This window comes from Sphingomonas sp. Ell38C01 (genome assembly GCF_055231975.1).
On the sequence record NZ_JBUYVA010000001.1, the window covers coordinates 1555801 to 1572986 of the forward strand.

Sequence of the window (17186 nt, forward strand, 5' to 3'; positions counted from 1 at the left end):
GGGGGACCAGCTGCAGGCTGGTGGAGGGGGATCGCCACAGGCGAAGCGCTTGCGGCGATCCCCCTCCACCACTCGCTTCGCGAGCGGTCCCCCTTCCCGTGTCGGGGAGGATCACGCCGCCGCCTGCATCGTGGCGGTCCGGCACAGCAGCACCCGCCCGCCCGACACCTTCACCGGCACCGTGGGGGTGCAGCCGCGATCCTCGCCCAGCGCCTCGCCGGTCGCGAGCGAGATGCGCCAGTTGTGCAGCGGGCACGCCACCGCGCCGCCATGGACGATGCCCTGCGACAACCGGCCATGCTTGTGCGGGCACCGGTCGAGCAGCGCGAAGACCCGGCCGTCGCCGGTGCGGAACACCGCGATGTCGTCGCCGCCGGTCACCTGCACGGTGCGGCTGCCGCGGGCGGGAATCTCGTCGATCCAGCCGATGTCGATCCAGTCGCCGGTCGTCATGCGAGTTCCTTGCGGGTTTCGAGGGGGGTGAAGACTGCCATCGGCGCGTGATGCTCGCGTTCCGCCCCGGCGGCGCGGGCGGCCCAGGGGTCGTCCTGCATGAAGCGCTGGGAGAACAGGAACCGCGCGGCGAGCGCGTCGCGGCCCCCGGCATCGTCGACGATGCGTTCGCGGATATAGTCGACGCCGACGCGCTCGATCCACGGCGCGGTGCGCTCCAGATAGCGCGCCTCCTCGCGGTAGAGCTGGATGAAGGCGGCGCAGTGGTGCATCGCCTCCGCCTCGGTCGCGACCTTGCACAGGAAGTCGGTCGCGCGGACCTTGATCCCGCCATTGCCGCCGACCGACAGTTCGTAGCCTGAGTCGACGCAGACGATGCCGAAGTCCTTGATCGTCGCCTCGGCGCAATTGCGGGGGCAGCCGCTGACCGCGATCTTGAACTTGTGCGGCATCCAGCTGCCCCACGTCATCCGCTCGACCTTGACGCCCAGCCCGGTCGAATCCTGCGTGCCGAAGCGGCACCATTCGCTGCCGACGCAGGTCTTCACGGTGCGCAAGCTCTTGCCGTATGCGTGGCCGCTGACCATCCCGGCGGCATTGAGATCCGCCCACACCGCGGGCAGATCCTCCTTGCGGATCCCGAAGATGTCGAGCCGCTGCCCCCCCGTCACCTTCACCATCGGCGCGTCGTATTTCTCGACGACGTCCGCGATCGCGCGCAGTTCGCGCGGGGAGGTGATGCCGCCCCACATTCGCGGGACGACGGAATAGGTGCCATCCTTCTGGATGTTGGCGTGGAGGCGTTCGTTGACGAAGCGGCTCTGCTGGTCGTCCTCATACTCGCCGGGCAGCGCGCAGAGCAGGTAATAGTTGAGCGCGGGGCGGCACGAGGAGCAGCCGTCGGGGGTGGACCAGTGGAGCTTCTGCATCACCTCGGGGATCGAGCGCATGCCCTGCACGACGATCTCGCGGCGGACGTCGTCGTGACCGAAGCTGGTGCACTTGCACATCGTCTTCGCGCCCGCCTGCACGTCGTCGCCGAGCGTCAGCGCGAGGATCGATTCGACGAGTCCGGTGCACGATCCGCAGCTGGCCGAGGCCTTGCAGGTCGCGCGGACCGCGTCGAGGCTGTGCGATCCCTTCGCGATGCACGAGACGACCTGTCCCTTGGTGACGCCGTTGCAGCCGCAGATCTCCGCCGAGTCGGAGAGCGCCGCAACGGCCGCCCTAGGGTCCGCATTGCCTCCTCCCGAGGCGAAGGCCTGGCCGAAGATCAGCATGTCGCGCACCGCGGAGACGTCCTCGCCGCGCTTGAGCAGGTCGAAATACCAGCCGCCGTCCGCGGTGTCGCCATAGAGGACCGCGCCGACGATGCGGTCGTCCTTCACCACCACGCGCTTGTAGATGCCGCGTGAGGCGTCGCGCAGGACGATGTCCTCCGCGCCATCGCCGCCCGAGAAGTCGCCGGCGGAGAACACGTCGATCCCCGATACCTTCAGCTTGGTCGAGGTGACCGAGCCGCGATAGCCGGTCGGCGCGTCGACCAGCCCGTCCGCCAGCGCGCGGCACATGTCCCACAGCGGCGCGACGAGGCCGTAGACCTGCCCGTCATGCTCGACGCACTCGCCGACCGCGAGGACGTCCGCGTCGCTCGTCACCATATGGTCGTCGACCTGGATCCCGCGCCCGACCGCGAGGCCCGCGTCGCGCGCGAGCGCGACAGAGGGGCGGATGCCCACCGCCATGACGACGAGGCTGGCGGGGATCAGCGTGCCGTCCTTCAGGCGGACGCCCTCGACCGCGTCCGCGCCGAGGATCTCGGCGGTGTCGGCCTTCGTCAGGATCGTCTGGCCGCGCGCCTCGAGCGCGGACTTGAGCAGCCAGCCCGCCGCCTCGTCGAGCTGGCGCTCCATCAGCGTGGGCATGATGTGGAGGACCGTCACCTTCATGCCGCGCAGCGTCAGCCCGTGCGCGGCCTCCAGCCCCAGCAGCCCGCCGCCGATGACGACCGCGTCGCCCCCGCGCCCTGCGGCGGCGAGCATCGTCTCGACATCGGTCATGTCGCGAAAGCCGATCACGCCGGGCAGGTCGCGGCCGGGGACGGGGATGATGAACGGATCGGAGCCGGTCGCGATCAGCAGCTTGTCATAGGCGACGGTCGCGCCGCTGCGCGCGGTGACGGTCTTCGCCGCGCGGTCGATCGCGGTGACGGGGTCGCCGGTGACGAGCGTGATCGCGTTGTCGGCGTACCAGTCGTGCCCGTTGATGACGATCTGGTCGAACGTCTTCTCGCCCGCCAGCACGGGGGAGAGCATGATCCGGTTGTAATTCACCAGCGGCTCCGCGCCGAAGATGGTGACGCGGTAGCGCGCCGGATCGCGTGCCAGCAGTTCCTCGATCGCGCGACAGCCGGCCATGCCGTTACCGACGACGACGAGGTGGGGACGCGACGGGGAATGGGCGGTGGCTTCGATGGCCACCGCCTCCTCTCCGACCGGGCGAACATGGATGGTCATGGGGCAATGCTCCGAAAACGAAAAAGGCCGCCATGCGGACGCTGGAGAAATCCAGCGCCTGCATGGCGGCCTTGCCTTCATCGTGGACCGGCCTTTCGGCCGGGGCGATGCGCCGTCGCGGTCCATCGGTGGACCGGTCCGGCTATGGGGTGACGGACAGCCTTGTCCGAACGAGAGGGAGGATGACGCGAATCGCGGCGGTGTTCAAGTGCCTTTTCGCAGCCGCAGCATCTACAGCGTCCAGTCGAGCTGGAGCCACGCCTTGCGCGTGTCGACCGCGAAGGCGTCGGCGCGATAGTCGGCATAGCGCGCGGACAGCGCGTAGCGGCCGAGCTTCGCCGTCGCGAGCAGGTCGATCTCGTCGCCATAGTGACGCGCGACGCGGTCGCTGGTGAAGCGGTGCGCGACCGCCTGGACCGACAGCGCCCTCGCGCGGCCGATCGCGCCGATCGTGTAGCCCGCGCTGGCATAGAGGTCGCGGACGCCGTCGGGCGGGGTGGTGAGGAACTTGTCCGCCCAGCCCTGGAACTTGAACACCGCGCCGAGCGGCGCCTGGAACGCGGTGAGCGCCGCGCCCCTGTCCGCGCCGAGCACCTCGTAGCCCGCGCCGAGCTTCGCCTTCGCGATGTCGAGCGTGGCGTCGGCGAGATAATAGCTGGCGGCGAAGCGACTGGGATTGCGCGCGTAATCCGACTGGCGGGCATAGCTCGCCTGGTAGGAGAGCTTCGCCGCGCCGCCGAGCGGGCGCGATCCCGCAAGTCGCGCGCCATAGGTCTGCGTCGACAACCGGAACGCCTGCACCGCAACCGAATCCTGGTCGATCAGATAGGCGAAGGCGGTGACCGTGCCGATCGGGGTCGCGACCCCCAGATTGCCGAGCAACGTGTCGCCGCCGATTCCGCCCTGCCGCGCACCGCGCCCGTCGACGCCCCAGATCGTGCGGATGCCGCGGACGTAGGACAGGTCCGCCTTCACACGCTTCACCGGCGACCATTCGACGCGCAGCGCGTCGAACGTCTGCGCGTTCTGGCGGAACGCGGCGTTGCCGACGAAGCGCTCGTCGTCGAGCGCGATCTTCTGTCGCCCCAGCGACACCGCGAGGCCGGACGCGGCGTAGCGGAGTTGCGCGCGATAGAGCGCGATATTCTGCGGATCGCTGACGATCGGGCGGGTCTGGACGCCGTGGAGGCCGTCATAATAGGCGTCGCCGATCGCGAGCGTGCCCTGCGTTTCGACCAGCGCGGAGAGCGCACTCGCCTTCGCCTCGACCCCGGTGCGGACGCGGATCGTGACCGCGTCGGCGTCCGCGGAGAGGCCGTCCTGCGTGACATGCTCGTAGCGCAGGCGGGCGTCCGCGAGCGGCTTGAGCGTGACGGTCTGCGCGTGCGCGCTGCCGGCGGCGAGCAGCGCGGCGGCGGCGATGGGGAGTTTCGACATCATCATCCCTTCATAGGCGGCGGGACTGCGCGCCGGTCCCGCCGGCGCATCAAATCCGCACGCCCTCGGCGGTGCCCCAGCGCGTCCGCCACGTCCGCTTCACCAGAGTCAGCCCCGCCAGCGCGACCAGCGCGAGTGCGGCGAAGACGAGGAAGCCGGGGGCGAAGCTGCCCGTCCACTGCTTGGCGATGCCCAGCGACGAGGCGAGGTAGAAGCCGCCGATGCCCCCCGCCATCCCGACCAGCCCGGTCATCACGCCGATCTCCGCGGCGAACCGCTGCGGCACCAGCTGGAACACCGCGCCGTTGCCGGTGCCCAGCGCCAGCATCGCGAGCACGAACAGCGCCAGCGCGCTGCCGACCGAAGGCATCACGCCGACGAACGCGATCGCGACCGCGGCGAGCGCGAACACGAATGTCAGCGCCTTCACCCCGCCGACGCGGTCCGCCAGCGCGCCGCCCATCGGCCGCACCAGCGAGCCTGCGAACACACAGGCCGCGGTACAGTATCCCGCGACCACCGGGGTCAGCCCGAAGCGATCGGTGAAGTAGATCGGCAGGCTGGCCGCGAGCCCGACGAACCCGCCGAACGTGACTGCGTAGAACCCCATCAGCCACCACGCATCGGCCTGCTTCAACGGCGCCATATAGGCGGCGAGCGACTTGGGCGCGGGCGCGCCGGGGGCGTCCTTGGCCATCGCCATGTAGACGACGAACACGATGGACAGCGGGATGCAGGCGAGCCCGAGCACCGCGTTCCACCCGAACAGCTTCGCCAGCGTCGGTGCGAACAGCGCGGCGAGGACGGTGCCCGAATTGCCCATGCCCGCCAGCCCCATCGCCTTGCCCTGATGCTCGGGCGGATACCAGCGGCTGGCGAGCGGCAGCGCGATCGCGAAGCTGGCCCCCGCAAAGCCCAGGATCACGCCCAGCGCGATCGTGCCCGCGAAACTGTCGACGCCCAGCATCCACGCGCAGGCGAGCCCCGCGATGACGACGATCTGGCTGATCGCGCCACTGCGCTTCGGGCCGATCCGGTCGACCAGCAGCCCGTTGACGACGCGCAGGATCGCGCCCGCCAGCGTCGGCGTCGCGACCATCAGGCCCTTCTCCGCGGGCGTCAGCGCCAGCGCCCTGGCGATGTCGGGCGCGAGCGGGCCGAGCAGGACCCAGACCATGAAGGCGAGGTCGAAATACAGGAACGCCGCGATCAGCGTCGGGGTGTGGCCGGATTTCCAGAAGCCGGGGGCGGGGTCGGTCTTGCCGTCCTGCCATAAGGCGGTCGCCATGGTGGTTCTCCATCGAGTGGGGACACGAAAAAAAGCCGCTCGCCCGGCGCTGGCGAGGGGCCAGGACCGGACAGCGGCTTTGCTGCGAATTCTGTGGAGGGACCGCGCCGGCGCTGGCGCGAGGATCCCGGATCAGGCGCGCTTCATCGCGCGCCGGTCAGACGATCCCGCGAATCGGATCGTTTCGCAAGTGCAAAATAATCAGCCCGTATCGTCCGACAGATAGCCGGCGATATCCGACGGATCGAACACACGCCTGTCGAAGAACCGATCAGGGCCCAAAGTGATCGCGCCGCGATTCGTGCCGACCGCGAGCGGCGCGGCGAGCGCGCCTTCCACCTTCATGCTGGCGCCGGGCATCGGCTGGTCGGTGCCCGCCAGCGCGCGGCGATAGACGTCGGAGCGGAAGACGTCCGCCGCCTCCGCCTCGCGTCCCGACTCCGCCATCCCCCAGCGGACGAGCTGCGAATAGATCCACAGCGCCTGGCTGCGCCACGGGAACGCGGCGGCCTCGCGGTGGAACAGCATCGCGTCGTCGACCGCGATCGGCGCGGTGCCGTGGCGCAGCACGATCCGCCCGGCCAGCGCGGGCAGGATCGCCTCGACCGGCTGCGCGACATAGGCGTCGCGCGCCAGCAGTTCGGCGAGCGCCTCGCGGTTGGCAGGGTCGTCGCACCACGCGGCCGCGCGGATGAGCGCGACGATCAGCCGGTCGACGGTGCCGGCATTGTCCGCGAGCCAGTCGGCGCGGAAGGCCAGGACCTTCTCCACCCCGCGCTGCCAGATCCTGGGGCCCAGCGCCGCGACCTCGGCCAGCCCCTCCGCGACCGCGACGCTGCCCCAGGGTTCGCCCGCGATGAACCCGTCGATCTCGCCCGCGCGCAACGCCTCGACCATCAGCGAGGGCGGCAGGACGCGCAGCGTGACGTCGCGGTCCGGGTCCACCCCTGCGAACCCCAGCCAGTAGCGCAGCATCAGCGCATGGCTGGAGAAGCGATGGACGACGCCGATCACGGGTTTGCGGTGATGCAGCCCGATCGCATTCGCGAAATCATGCGCGGTGGCGACGGGATCGGCGACGCGGGCGGCCGGATCGGGCTCGAGAGCTGCAGCAAAGGCGGTGGAGACGACCAGCAGATTGCCGTTGACGCTCAGCTTGATCGGCGCGGCGATCGCGGCGGGGTGCTGGCTCAGGCCCAGCGTCACCGCGATCGCGAGCGGGGCGAGCATGTGCGCGGCCTGCACTTGCCCGAAGACCAGCCGGTCGCGCACCGTCGCCCAGCTGGTGGTGCGCACCAGCGCCAGGTCGATGCCCGCCTCCGCGGCGAACCCGATCTCCTTCGCGGCGACGAGGACGGCGGCGTCGGTGAGCGGCAGGAACGCGATCGCGAGCGGGGTCATGGCTGCCTTCCGAACAGGCTGGAGGCGGTGATGATCGCGTCGGCGACCTCGACGATGCGACGGCCCTGATTCATCGCGGTCGAGCGCAGCAGCGCGTACGCTTCGGGCTCGGCGAGCGCGCGACTGTCCATCAGGATCGCCTTGGCGCGGTCGATCGTCTTGCGGTCCGCCAGCTGGGTGCGCGCCTCGGTCAGGTCCGCCTGCATCCGCGCGAAGGCGTTGAAGCGGCGGATCGCGAGATCGAGGATCGGCTTCACGCGTTCCTTGCGCAGCCCGTCGACGACATAGGCGGAGACGCCCGCATCGATCGCAGCGCCGATCATCGCATCGTCCGACCGGTCGACGAACATCGCGATCGGGCGCGCGAGCGCGCGGCTGACCGCGAGCATCTCCTCCAGCGTGTCGCGGCTGGGGGAGCCCAGGTCCATCAGCACGACGTCGGGCGCCATCCGCTCCAGCCGGGCGACGAACGCGCCGCGCGGGGGGACGAGGTGGATGTCGTCATACCCCGCCTCGCGCAGGCCGTCCTCCAGCACCGTCGCGCGCAGGCCGCTGTCGTCGACGATCACGATGCGCAAGGACAATTCATCTCCGGTGGATCCGGGGCTGAGCCTCGTTGCTGCGACTGCGAAGGTCAAGGCACGAAAGGTTGCGATCCGCGGGTGGTTTCGCGCGCGGAACCTGCCTAGAGGCGCGCGACCGAGTTTTGGGGGGTCCTGTGTCCATCGTGTTCATTCCGTTCGCGGCGGCCGTCGCTGCGGCATCGCCCGCCCCCGATCCGCAGGCGGGCGAGATCGTCGTCACCGCGCAGAAGCGCCCCCAGGCGCTCGACGACGTGCCCGTCGCCGTCACCGTCCGCGATCGCGCGCAGATCGAGGCGGCGGGGGTGCGCGACATCAAGGACCTGCAGTTCATCGTTCCCGGCCTGAACGCATCGACGACCGCGAGCCCCGCGCAGACCGCGTTCCGCATCCGCGGCGTGGGCACCGTCGCGGACAATAACGGGCTGGAAAGCTCGGTCGGCACCGTGATCGACGGCGTCTATCGCGCGCGCTCCAGCGTGGCGTTCGGCGATCTGGGCGAGGTGTCGCGGGTCGAGGTGGTGAAGGGGCCGCAATCGACGCTGTTCGGCAAGAACATGTCCGCGGGCGTCATCGCGGTGGAGACGGTCGCGCCGTCGTTCACCCCCGCGGCCGAGGTGTCGGCGGGGTACGGCAACTACGGGGCGTTCACGACGTCGGCGATGGTGAACGGCGCGATCGTGGGGGACGTGCTGGCCGGGCGCGTCTATGCGTTCCGGCGGGCGCGGGCGGGGTTCTGGACGGTCGCGACCGGGGCGGGGCCGCGGACCAGCACGACGTCGGACAACGCGAACAACTGGACGGTCCGCGGGCAGCTGCTGTTCAAACCGCGCGACGCGGTGTCGCTGCGCGTGATCGGCGACTGGTCCGACCGCGACGAGGATTGCTGCGTCGATGCGCCGAGCATCGTGGGCGGCACCGCGGGGCTGGTCGATTCGCTGGCGGCGGACGCGGGCGTGGTGCGCCCCGCGCGGCCGTTCTCGCGCTTCACCTACGCCAATCGCGCGACCGACTTCCGGCTGCGCGACCGCGGCGTGTCGGCGCAGCTCGACTGGGCGCTGGACGATCGTTTCGCACTGACCTCGATCACCGCGTATCGCAGTTATTACGCCGAACAGCCGTCCGACATGGACTATGCGAGCGCGGACATCTGGTATCGCCCGAACGATCATTCGAACCGGTTCCGGGTGTTCACGCAGGAGACGCGGCTGGCCTATGCCGCGCCGGGCGTCCACGCGATCCTGGGCGCCTTCTATTACGACGAGCGGCTGACGAGCATTGCCTCGGTGCTGCCCGGCGCGGATTACGAGCGCTATATCGGGCTGCTGCTGTCGGGGGGAAGCGACGCGCTGGCGGTGTCGCGGCTGACGGGGCTGGCGGCGGGGGCGAGCTTCGTCGCCGATGCGGGGCAGCGCGACGTCCACCGCCAGCGCGCGCGGTCCGCCGCGCTGTTCGGCGACGCGACGGTGGAGGTCGCGCGCGGGCTGGAAGTGTCGCTCGGCCTGCGCTTCACCGACGAGCGCAAGCGGCTGACCTCGCGGTTCCGCAACACCGCGCCCGCTGCAGGGTGCCGCGCGGCGCTCGCCAAACCGCTGACCGCGGCACAGATCGCGACGCTGTGCGCGCCGACCGCAGACAGCGCGTTCGACGACGTGACGACGATGCAGCGCCGCGACGAGGACCGGCTCTCGGGATCGGCGAAGGTGCAGTACCGCCTGTCGCCCGAGGTGATGGCCTACGCGTCCTATGCCAACGGGTTCAAGGCGGGGGGCTTCAACCTCGATCGCGCACGGTTCGCGCCGGGGCGCATGAACCCCGACACCCAGTTCGCGACCGAACGCGTCGAGAGCTACGAAGTGGGAGCGAAGACCGCGCTGCTGGGGCGGCGGCTGTTCGCCAGCCTGGCGGGGTTCGACCAGCGCTTCCGCGACTATCGGCTCAATACCTATACCGGCGTCAGCTTCCTCGTGGTCGCGATTCCGGAGGTGACCGCGCGGGGCGCCGATCTCGACCTGTCGTGGACCACCGGCGTCCAGGGCCTGACGCTCAACGCGGGCGCGACCTATGCCGATACGCGGTTCGGAATGTTCGTACCGCCGCCGGGGATCAACGCGCGCGCGCCGGGGGCGCCGCTGCCTTATGCCGCGAAGTGGAACGCGACGGGCGGCTTTACCTCGGTCCAGCCGATCGGCGCGGGGCTGCGGCTGACGTCGAGCGCGTCGGTGAAATGGTCGTCGGGGTATAACACAGGCTCGAACCTCGATCCGGTGAAGCGGCAAAACCCCTATGCCGTCGTCAACGCGCGCATCGGGGTGGAGCGCGGCGCGTGGGGGCTGGAGGCGTGGAGCCAGAACCTGACCGATGCGCACATCTATCAGGTGGTGATCGACCAGCCGTTGCAGGCCGGCACCTATGGCGCGTTCCTGATGGCGCCGCGGACCTATGGCGCGACGCTGCGCGCGCGGTTCTGAGACTCGGACGCGCACCCTGTTCCCCGTTCGTGCTGAGCTTGTCGAAGCACTGTCCTTCTTCTTGTTCGACCGTTTGAAAGAAGGACAGTGCTTCGACACGCTCAGCACCAATGGAGAAGGGATAGGCGTGCTGCGATTGCCGCCCTATCACCCCCACATGACCCAGATCCGCCCGCGGCGTAGCGCGCTCTACATGCCCGCCTCCAACGCGAAGGCGATTGCCAAGGCGCGGACGCTCGATTGCGATGTCGTGATCCTCGATCTGGAGGACGCGGTCGCGCCGGAGTCGAAGGTGGCGGCGCGCGATGCGGCGGTCGCGGCAGTGCGGGAGGGCGGGTTCGGGCGCCGCGAGCTGGTCGTGCGCATCAATGCGATCGACAGCGACTGGGGGCCGGACGATCTCGCCGCGGTGGCGCAGGCGCGACCCGATGCGGTGCTGGCGCCCAAGGTCGACGACGGCGCGGCGGTGGCGCGCTACGTGACGGCCGCGGGCGGCGTCCCGGTCTGGGCGATGGTCGAAACCGCGCGCGCGGTTTTGCGGATCGAGAGCCTCGCCTCCGCACCTGGGCTGGCCGCGATGGTGATGGGCACGAACGACCTCGCCAAGGAGATGCGCGCGGAGGCGGGGGCGGACCGGCTGCCGTTCCTGGGGTTTCTCGCCGCCTCGGTCGCGGCGGCGCGCGCGCATCGCGTCGCGATCCTCGACGGGGTGTGGAACGCGATCGACGACGCGGACGGGTTCGCCGCGGAATGCGCGCAGGGGGTGCGGTTCGGGTTCGAGGGCAAGACGCTGATCCACCCGACGCAGATCGCGGCGTGCAACGCGGCGTTCACCCCCGACGACGCGGCGGTCGCATGGGCACGGACGGTCGTCGCGGCGTTCGATGCGTCGGAGGCGGCGGGCAAGGGCGTGATCCGGGTGGAGGGGAAGATGGTCGAGCGGCTGCATCTGGAGCAGGCGCGCGAGGTGCTGGCGATGGTGGCGATGATCGGGGGCTGACGCTCCTCCCCTGTAAGGGGAGGTGGCGCGCGTAGCGCGACGGAGGGGTGCCGCCGATTGCGATCGCGTGCTTCGGCCGAACCGGCGGCACCCCTCCGTCAGTCCTTCGGACTGCCACCTCCCCTTGCAGGGGAGGATCTTGCCGCTAGGACGCCAGCGTCCGCGCGCGCCTGCGCTGCACCGAGCTGCCGATGCCGATCGCCTCGCGATACTTCGCGACCGTGCGCCGCGCGATGTCGAATCCTTTGGCGTTGAGCAGTTCGACCAGCGTGTCGTCGGACAGGATCTTCGCGCCCTCGTTCTGGATCAGCGCGCGGATCGCGGACTTGACCGCCTCCGCCGACACCGCGTCGCCGCCATCGGCGGACTGGATCGCGGAGGTGAAGAAATATTTCAGCTCGAACAGCCCGCGCGCGCAGCTGAGATACTTGTTCGACGTCACGCGGCTGACGGTCGATTCGTGCATCTCGATCGCCTCCGCCACCTTCGCCAGCGTCAGCGGGCGGAGATGCGCGACGCCGTGGAGGAAGAACGCCTCCTGCTGCTTCACGATCTCGGTCGCGACCTTGATGATCGTGCGCTGGCGCTGGTCGAGTGCCTTGACCAGCCAGTTCGCGCTGGCGAGGCAATCGCTGAGCCACGCCTTCGACGCCTTGTCCTGCGGCCCGGTCGCGAGTTCGGTGTAGTAGCTGCGGTTGACCAGCACGCGGGGCAGGGTGGCGGCGTTGATCTCGATCGCCCAGCCGGCCTTCGTTTTCGCGATGTACAGGTCCGGCACCACGGACTGGATCGGCTCGCCGCCATAACGGCAGCCGGGCTTGGGATCATAGCCCCGCAATTCGCGGATCATGTCCGCCATGTCCTCGTCGTCGACGCCGCACATCCGCTTCAGCCGTGCGAGGTCGCCGCGTGCGACGAGGTCGAGATTGTCGATCAGCCGCGCCATGCACGGATCGTAGCGGTCCGCCTCCTTCGCCTGGAGCGCGAGGCACTCGGACAGGTCGCGCGCGCCGACGCCGGTCGGGTCGAACGTCTGGATGATGCCGAGCACCGCTTCGACGCGCGCCTTCGCCACGCCCAGCCGGGTCGCGATGTCGAGCAGGTTGGCGGTCAGATACCCCGCCTCGTCGATCTGGTCGATCAGGTGGTGCGCGATGAAGATGTCTTCGCCGTCAATCGTCGCGCCCGCCTGCGCCATCAGGTGATCGTGGAGATCGAGGCCAGTGTCCGCGAACGCGTCGAGATCGGGCAGGTCCTCGCCGCCCGCGCCGCCGCTGGTGCCGTTGAGCCCGAGCGAGCCGTCCATCCCCGCCATCGGCTCGGCGCGGTCGCCGGGGCCGTCGTCGAAACGCTCCGCGGCGATGTCGACGTCGAGCGATTCGCCAGCGGCCTCGCCGGTCATCACCAGCTCGTCCGCACCCGCGGGTTCATCGCGCGCGAGCGGGATTTCGTCGGCGATCGTCGGGCCGGGCTCGTCGGGGGCGGAGAGTTCGAGGAGCGGGTTCTTCTCGACCTCCTCCGCGATCACGCCCTCGATCTCGAGGTTCGACAGCGCCAGCAGCTTGATCGCCTGCTGGAGCTGCGGCGTCATCACCAGCGACTGCGACTGGCGGAGGTCCAGGCGGGGGGCGAGGCTCATGCGGCATGCCCCCATCCGTTCGTTTCGAGCGAAGTCGAGAAACGTGTCGCGGGCGTCACGCTACCTTTCTCGACTGCGCTCGAAACGAACGGGATAAGGGCTGTACGCATAGGATTACAGCGAGAAGCCCTCGCCCAGATACAGCCGGCGCACGTTCGCATCCGCCACCAGTTCGGCGGGCGAGCCGGTGAACAGTACGCGGCCGTCATAGATGATGTACGCGCGGTCGACGATCTCGAGCGTCTCGCGGACATTGTGATCGGTGATGAGCACGCCGATGTCGCGGCGCTTCAGGTCCTTCACCAGATCGCGGATGTCCGCGATCGAGATCGGATCGATGCCCGCGAACGGTTCGTCGAGCAGCATGATCGACGGGTCCGCCGCCAGCGCGCGCGCGATCTCGGCACGGCGGCGCTCGCCCCCGGACAGCGCCATCGCGGGCGCGGCACGCAGCCGGGTCAACCCGAACTCGTCAAGCAGCTTCTCCAGCTTGGCGGCGCGCGCGGCAGGATCGGGTTCGGACAGCTCGAGCACGGTCGAGATGTTCTTCTCGATCGTCAGCCCGCGGAAGATCGACGTTTCCTGAGGCAGATAGCCCAGCCCGAGGATCGCGCGGCGGTACATCGGCAACCCGGTGATGTCGTCGCCGTCGAGCATGATCCGGCCCGAATCGGGCTTCACCAGCCCCATCACCGAATAGAAGGTGGTCGTCTTGCCCGCGCCGTTGGGACCGAGCAGCCCGATCACCTCGCCACGCCCGACCGATACCGACACGTCGCTCAGCACGACGCGCTTGTCGTAGGACTTGGCGATCGAGACGACCGACAGGCCGTTCATCACCGGCGCCTCGACGATCGGCGCGGACTCGGGAATGGAAAGGACGTCGGTATCGGCCATGTGCGGTGTCACGCTTTGCAGGAATGGGTTGCCGGACCGTTACCGCATCGGGGCTTGGCAGGAAACCTGCATGATCGCATCGTGCGACCGATCATCCGCTCCTTGCGGTGGCTCGCTGCGCCCCTTGTGAGGGCCCGGGCGGTCTGTCAGATCCCGAAGCGATATTCGGGGCTCTTGGGCATGACGGAGACGCGGCGATCATGATGACGATCCTGATGGGCATCATTGCGGGTGCCGCGGTCGCAGCCGCAGCGCCACCCGCGCAGCAGCCACCCGTCGCCGAGGATCGGGCCGGGGCGGTGCTGGGCGAATGCATCGTCCTGAAATCGACGGGGGCGGATCGGCTCGCGGTAGCTCGCTGGCTGCTGGGCTCGCTCGCGTCCGCGCCGCAGGTGGCGGACATCACGACGGTTCAGCCGGGCAAGAAGGATGCGGCGGATCGCGTGATGGCGACGCTGTTTACCCGGCTGATCGCCAAGGATTGCGCGCCGGAGGCCAAGGCGGCGTTCGCGATCCGCGGCAATACCACCGCTGCCTTCACGATCGCCGGCGAAGCGTTGGGTCGGGTGGCGATGACGGAACTGCTCGGCAACCCGGCCGCGCAGGCCGGCATTACCGCCTACGTCAAATACCTCGACGAGGCCGATTTTTCAGGAGTCACGAAGCCGCAGAAATAGATCGTAACCTCAGTCGCGCTTCGGCACCGAGAAGGTGCCCGTCACGCGGCCGCTCGGCGCAGTGGCGACGGTGCCGCCGCTCCCCGCCGACGCGCCGCCCGCGACCGACGACCCGTCGATCACCGCGCGCCCGGTATCGAGGTTGATCGTCAGCCGCCCGCCATTGACGGTGTTGCCCCCGCCCTGGACGAGCGACACCGCGCCCAGCATCGTAATGACGCGGCGGTTGAGATCGTAGATCGCATACTGGCTCTTCGCGGTCTGGTCCGGCCGCTTCACCGTCACCCCGCCCGACGCGTCGAGTCGCGAAACCTGCGGGTTCCCGCCGACGACCTGGCCGGTATAGGCGACCGTCATCCGCTGCGCGTTGAGCGTCATCTCCGCCTGCCGCACCGAAACGTTGCCTGCCAGCACCGCGCGGTTCGCCTTGTCCTGCAGCTCGATATGGTCCGCGCCGAAATCGATCGGGGCGGCCGAGTTGTGCCGCGACTGCGCCGCCAGCGGCGTGGCGGACAGGACGAGCGCGAGCGCATGGGCGGGCAGGAGGCGGGGGCGGGTCATGCCGCGCTATTTCGTCCCTCGCGGCACGATCCGCAAGCGGGCATTGCCGTCGAGCCGGACGGTGCGCTCCTCCAGATCCGCGTGGAGCCGGTTCGCGCTGAAATTGCCCTGCGGCAGCGTGCCCGTGACGGCGCCATCGCTGACCATCCGTCGCGTCTTGAGATCGACCGTCGCGTCCTGCGTGTCGAGCGTGTAGCCGTTGGCGGCGCGGAACGCGATCGGGCCCTGCACCTTCACCTGCTCGCTATCCATGTCGTAGCGGCCGGTGGGCGCGGTCAGCGTCGCGGGGCCGTCCTGCAGCTGGAGCCGCGCGGCGAGCGTCTGGATCTGGACGATGGGTTCGGCCGAGCTCTTCTGCACCGCCGACCCTGCGGTCAGCGTGAAGGGCTGGCCCTTGCCGTCCTCGCCGCGATACTGCGCGCGTTCGAGGCGAAGGCGTTCCTTGGCGACCTCCACCTTGTTCTTGTCGAGGACGAACGACACGTCGCCGCCGGTCGTCAGCGGCGCCATCACCAGGAACGCCGCGAGCACGCCGATCATCACCGGCAGCAGCCAGTGGGTGATGCCGACCAGCCGATCGTGCGAGCTGCCGGGCGCGGCCCAGATCTGGCGCTTGGTGCGGACGCGGCGGGCGATCTCGGACATGGCTGGAGGTTCCGGGGGCTCAGGCGTGCGCGAAGATGTCGATCTCGGGCCAGCCCGCCAGATCGAGTGCCGCACGCGTCGGCAGGAAATCGAAGCACGCCTGCGCCAGATCCATCCGCCCCTCGCGGATCAGCCGGCGGTCGAGCTCCTCCTTCATCCGGTGGAGGAAGCGCACGTCGCTGGCGGCATAGTCCTTCTGCGCCTCGCTCAGCACCGGCGAGCCCCAGTCCGACGATTGCTGCGCCTTCGACACCTCCTGCCCGAGCAGTTCGCGCACCAGCTCCTTCAGGCCATGCCGATCGGTATAGGTGCGGATCAAACGCGACGCGATCTTGGTGCAATAGACGGGCGCGGCGACGACGCCCAGATACTGCTGGATCGCCGCGATATCGAACCGCCCGAAATGATAGAGCTTGAGCCGCGCCGGATCCGCCAGCAGCGCCTTCAGGTTCGGCGCGGCATAGTCCGACCCGGCCGCGAACCGCACGAGATGCTCGTCGGGTCCGCCGTCCGACAGCTGCACGACGCACAGCCGGTCGCGCGGGGTGATGAGCCCCATCGTCTCGGTATCGACCGCGATCGACGCACCGGGCGCGAACACGTCTGCGGGAAGGTCTTCTTCGTGGAGATGGACGGCCATGCGACGGCCCTAGCCGGGAGTGGCGGGCGGCTCAATGGGCGTTGCGACCTACGCCTTCTTGCGCTTGCGGGAGACGAGGTTGAGCGTCTCGACCAGCGCGGAGAACGCCATCGCCGCATAGATATAGCCCTTGGGTACGTGCACCCCGAACCCGTCCGCGATCAGCACCAGCCCGATCATCAGCAGGAAGGCGAGCGCGAGCATCACGACGCTGGGGTTGCGGTTGATGAAGTTCGCGAGCGGATCGGCGGCGAACAGCATCGTGCCCACCGCGATGACGACCGCGGCGATCATGATCGGCAGGTCGTCCGTCATCCCGACCGCGGTCAGGATCGAATCGATCGAGAACACCATGTCGAGCAGCAGGATCTGGACGATCACCGATCCGAACGTCGCCACCGCGGTGCCGCCGACGCTGGTGTCGGGGGCCTCTTCGTCCATCGTATGGTGGATCTCCTGGGTGGCCTTCCAGACGAGGAACAGCCCGCCCGCGATCAGGATCAGGTCGCGCCACGAGAACGCGGTCTCGAAGGTCGGCTGGCCATGCTGCCCGGGCGCGCCGCTCAGCCCCAGGTCGAACACCGGATCGGTCAGCTGCGTCAGCCACGACAGGATCGACAGCAGCCCCAGCCGCAGCCCGAGCGCGAGCCCGATCCCCAGCTTGCGCGCCTTCGATCGCTGTGCCTCCGGCAGCTTGTTCGACAGGATCGAGATGAAGATGAGATTGTCGATTCCCAGCACTACCTCGAGCACGACGAGAGTGAGGAGGGCGGCCCATGCGGCGGGGCTGGCGAGGAGGTCCATGATCGGCATCGTGCGGCGACCTGTGCCCCGCTTGCGACAGTCGCGCAAGGATCGACATGCGTGTGCCGTTTTTCTGACGAATCCGGTCGCGCGAGGGAGATTGATGCGTTATGGCAGGCCCAAAGGTGCGTCACAGGCGGCGCATCTGATGGCTTGCGTTCTCGTCCGGTACGCAC

Annotated in this window: 15 protein-coding genes; 3 read left to right on the forward strand and 12 right to left on the reverse strand. The window is 69.3% G+C overall.

The window, feature by feature from the left end; genetic code table 11:
• Nucleotides 1-111: 111 nt before the first annotated feature.
• The 6 genes from nirD to ACV7NO_RS07375 form a co-directional block, all read right to left on the reverse strand.
• A complete protein-coding gene (gene nirD / locus ACV7NO_RS07350) occupies nucleotides 112-453 on the reverse strand; it encodes a nitrite reductase small subunit NirD (RefSeq protein ID WP_463405351.1) in 342 nt (113 codons plus the stop codon).
• A complete protein-coding gene (gene nirB / locus ACV7NO_RS07355; protein ID WP_463405352.1) occupies nucleotides 450-2933 on the reverse strand; it encodes a nitrite reductase large subunit NirB in 2484 nt (827 codons plus the stop codon). Before nirB ends, nirD begins: the two co-directional genes overlap by 4 nt.
• A 267-nt stretch (nucleotides 2934-3200) precedes the next feature.
• Nucleotides 3201-4406 (reverse strand): alginate export family protein, encoded by a 1206-nt coding sequence (locus ACV7NO_RS07360; protein ID WP_463405353.1) that lies wholly within the window; start codon nucleotides 4404-4406, stop codon nucleotides 3201-3203.
• A 49-nt stretch (nucleotides 4407-4455) separates the two neighbouring features.
• Entirely contained in the window at nucleotides 4456-5694 is a 1239-nt protein-coding gene (locus ACV7NO_RS07365) for a nitrate/nitrite transporter (protein ID WP_463405354.1), read from the reverse strand.
• 201 nt (nucleotides 5695-5895) lie between these two features.
• Nucleotides 5896-7095: a CmpA/NrtA family ABC transporter substrate-binding protein gene (locus ACV7NO_RS07370; RefSeq protein ID WP_463405355.1), complete on the reverse strand. Its 1200-nt coding sequence runs from the start codon at nucleotides 7093-7095 to the stop codon at nucleotides 5896-5898.
• Nucleotides 7092-7673, reverse strand: a complete 582-nt coding sequence (locus tag ACV7NO_RS07375) for an ANTAR domain-containing response regulator (RefSeq protein ID WP_463407304.1) — start codon at nucleotides 7671-7673, stop codon at nucleotides 7092-7094. Before ACV7NO_RS07375 ends, ACV7NO_RS07370 begins: the two co-directional genes overlap by 4 nt.
• Before the next feature lie 140 nt (nucleotides 7674-7813).
• Here ACV7NO_RS07375 and ACV7NO_RS07380 point away from each other — a divergent pair, with 140 nt between their 5' ends.
• Both ACV7NO_RS07380 and ACV7NO_RS07385 read left to right on the forward strand, forming a co-directional pair.
• Complete coding sequence (locus ACV7NO_RS07380; protein WP_463405356.1) at nucleotides 7814-10147, forward strand: TonB-dependent receptor; 2334 nt, start codon at nucleotides 7814-7816, stop codon at nucleotides 10145-10147.
• 157 nt (nucleotides 10148-10304) lie between these two features.
• Nucleotides 10305-11147 (forward strand): HpcH/HpaI aldolase/citrate lyase family protein, encoded by an 843-nt coding sequence (locus ACV7NO_RS07385; protein WP_463405357.1) that lies wholly within the window; start codon nucleotides 10305-10307, stop codon nucleotides 11145-11147.
• 145 nt (nucleotides 11148-11292) lie between these two features.
• Here ACV7NO_RS07385 and rpoN read toward each other — a convergent pair whose 3' ends face one another.
• Nucleotides 11293-12786 carry an RNA polymerase factor sigma-54 gene (rpoN, locus tag ACV7NO_RS07390; RefSeq protein ID WP_463405358.1) on the reverse strand — a complete coding sequence of 498 codons (1494 nt, stop codon included), beginning with the start codon at nucleotides 12784-12786 and terminating at the stop codon, nucleotides 11293-11295.
• Nucleotides 12787-12900: 114 nt separating this feature from the next.
• The gene (lptB, locus tag ACV7NO_RS07395; protein WP_463405359.1) at nucleotides 12901-13683 is read right to left on the reverse strand and encodes an LPS export ABC transporter ATP-binding protein; all 783 of its coding nucleotides are present in this window, start codon (nucleotides 13681-13683) and stop codon (nucleotides 12901-12903) included.
• Nucleotides 13684-13883: 200 nt separating this feature from the next.
• Between lptB and ACV7NO_RS07400 the strand changes: the two genes are divergently transcribed.
• On the forward strand, nucleotides 13884-14360 hold the full coding sequence (locus ACV7NO_RS07400; protein WP_463405360.1) for a hypothetical protein: 477 nt from the start codon (nucleotides 13884-13886) through the stop codon (nucleotides 14358-14360).
• A 9-nt stretch (nucleotides 14361-14369) separates the two neighbouring features.
• Here the strand turns inward: ACV7NO_RS07400 and ACV7NO_RS07405 are convergent, their stop codons facing one another.
• Genes ACV7NO_RS07405 through ACV7NO_RS07420 form a run of 4 tightly spaced genes read right to left on the reverse strand, consistent with a single transcriptional unit; the run spans nucleotide 14370 to nucleotide 17019 of the window.
• The gene (locus ACV7NO_RS07405) at nucleotides 14370-14921 is read right to left on the reverse strand and encodes an LptA/OstA family protein (RefSeq protein WP_463405361.1); all 552 of its coding nucleotides are present in this window, start codon (nucleotides 14919-14921) and stop codon (nucleotides 14370-14372) included.
• A 6-nt stretch (nucleotides 14922-14927) separates the two neighbouring features.
• Entirely contained in the window at nucleotides 14928-15566 is a 639-nt protein-coding gene (gene lptC / locus ACV7NO_RS07410) for an LPS export ABC transporter periplasmic protein LptC (protein WP_463405362.1), read from the reverse strand.
• Between the two features lie 19 nt (nucleotides 15567-15585).
• A complete protein-coding gene (locus ACV7NO_RS07415) occupies nucleotides 15586-16206 on the reverse strand; it encodes a ribonuclease D (protein ID WP_463405363.1) in 621 nt (206 codons plus the stop codon).
• Between the two features lie 48 nt (nucleotides 16207-16254).
• Nucleotides 16255-17019 carry a TerC family protein gene (locus tag ACV7NO_RS07420; protein WP_463405364.1) on the reverse strand — a complete coding sequence of 255 codons (765 nt, stop codon included), beginning with the start codon at nucleotides 17017-17019 and terminating at the stop codon, nucleotides 16255-16257.
• Between the last annotated feature and the right edge of the window lie 167 nt (nucleotides 17020-17186).

Excerpts from the sequence above, each read along its gene's own strand:
- nirD (WP_463405351.1), bottom strand. The coding sequence starts at position 453 with ATGACGACCGGCGACTGGATCGACATCGGCTGGATCGACGAGATTCCC.
- ACV7NO_RS07360 (WP_463405353.1), bottom strand. The coding sequence starts at position 4,406 with ATGTCGAAACTCCCCATCGCCGCCGCCGCGCTGCTCGCCGCCGGCAGC.
- ACV7NO_RS07365 (WP_463405354.1), bottom strand. The coding sequence starts at position 5,694 with ATGGCGACCGCCTTATGGCAGGACGGCAAGACCGACCCCGCCCCCGGC.
- ACV7NO_RS07370 (WP_463405355.1), bottom strand. The coding sequence starts at position 7,095 with ATGACCCCGCTCGCGATCGCGTTCCTGCCGCTCACCGACGCCGCCGTC.
- ACV7NO_RS07385 (WP_463405357.1), top strand. The coding sequence starts at position 10,305 with ATGACCCAGATCCGCCCGCGGCGTAGCGCGCTCTACATGCCCGCCTCC.
- rpoN (WP_463405358.1), bottom strand. The coding sequence starts at position 12,786 with ATGAGCCTCGCCCCCCGCCTGGACCTCCGCCAGTCGCAGTCGCTGGTG.
- lptB (WP_463405359.1), bottom strand. The coding sequence starts at position 13,683 with ATGGCCGATACCGACGTCCTTTCCATTCCCGAGTCCGCGCCGATCGTC.
- ACV7NO_RS07400 (WP_463405360.1), top strand. The coding sequence starts at position 13,884 with ATGATGACGATCCTGATGGGCATCATTGCGGGTGCCGCGGTCGCAGCC.
- ACV7NO_RS07405 (WP_463405361.1), bottom strand. The coding sequence starts at position 14,921 with ATGACCCGCCCCCGCCTCCTGCCCGCCCATGCGCTCGCGCTCGTCCTG.
- lptC (WP_463405362.1), bottom strand. The coding sequence starts at position 15,566 with ATGTCCGAGATCGCCCGCCGCGTCCGCACCAAGCGCCAGATCTGGGCC.
- ACV7NO_RS07415 (WP_463405363.1), bottom strand. The coding sequence starts at position 16,206 with ATGGCCGTCCATCTCCACGAAGAAGACCTTCCCGCAGACGTGTTCGCG.
- ACV7NO_RS07420 (WP_463405364.1), bottom strand. The coding sequence starts at position 17,019 with ATGCCGATCATGGACCTCCTCGCCAGCCCCGCCGCATGGGCCGCCCTC.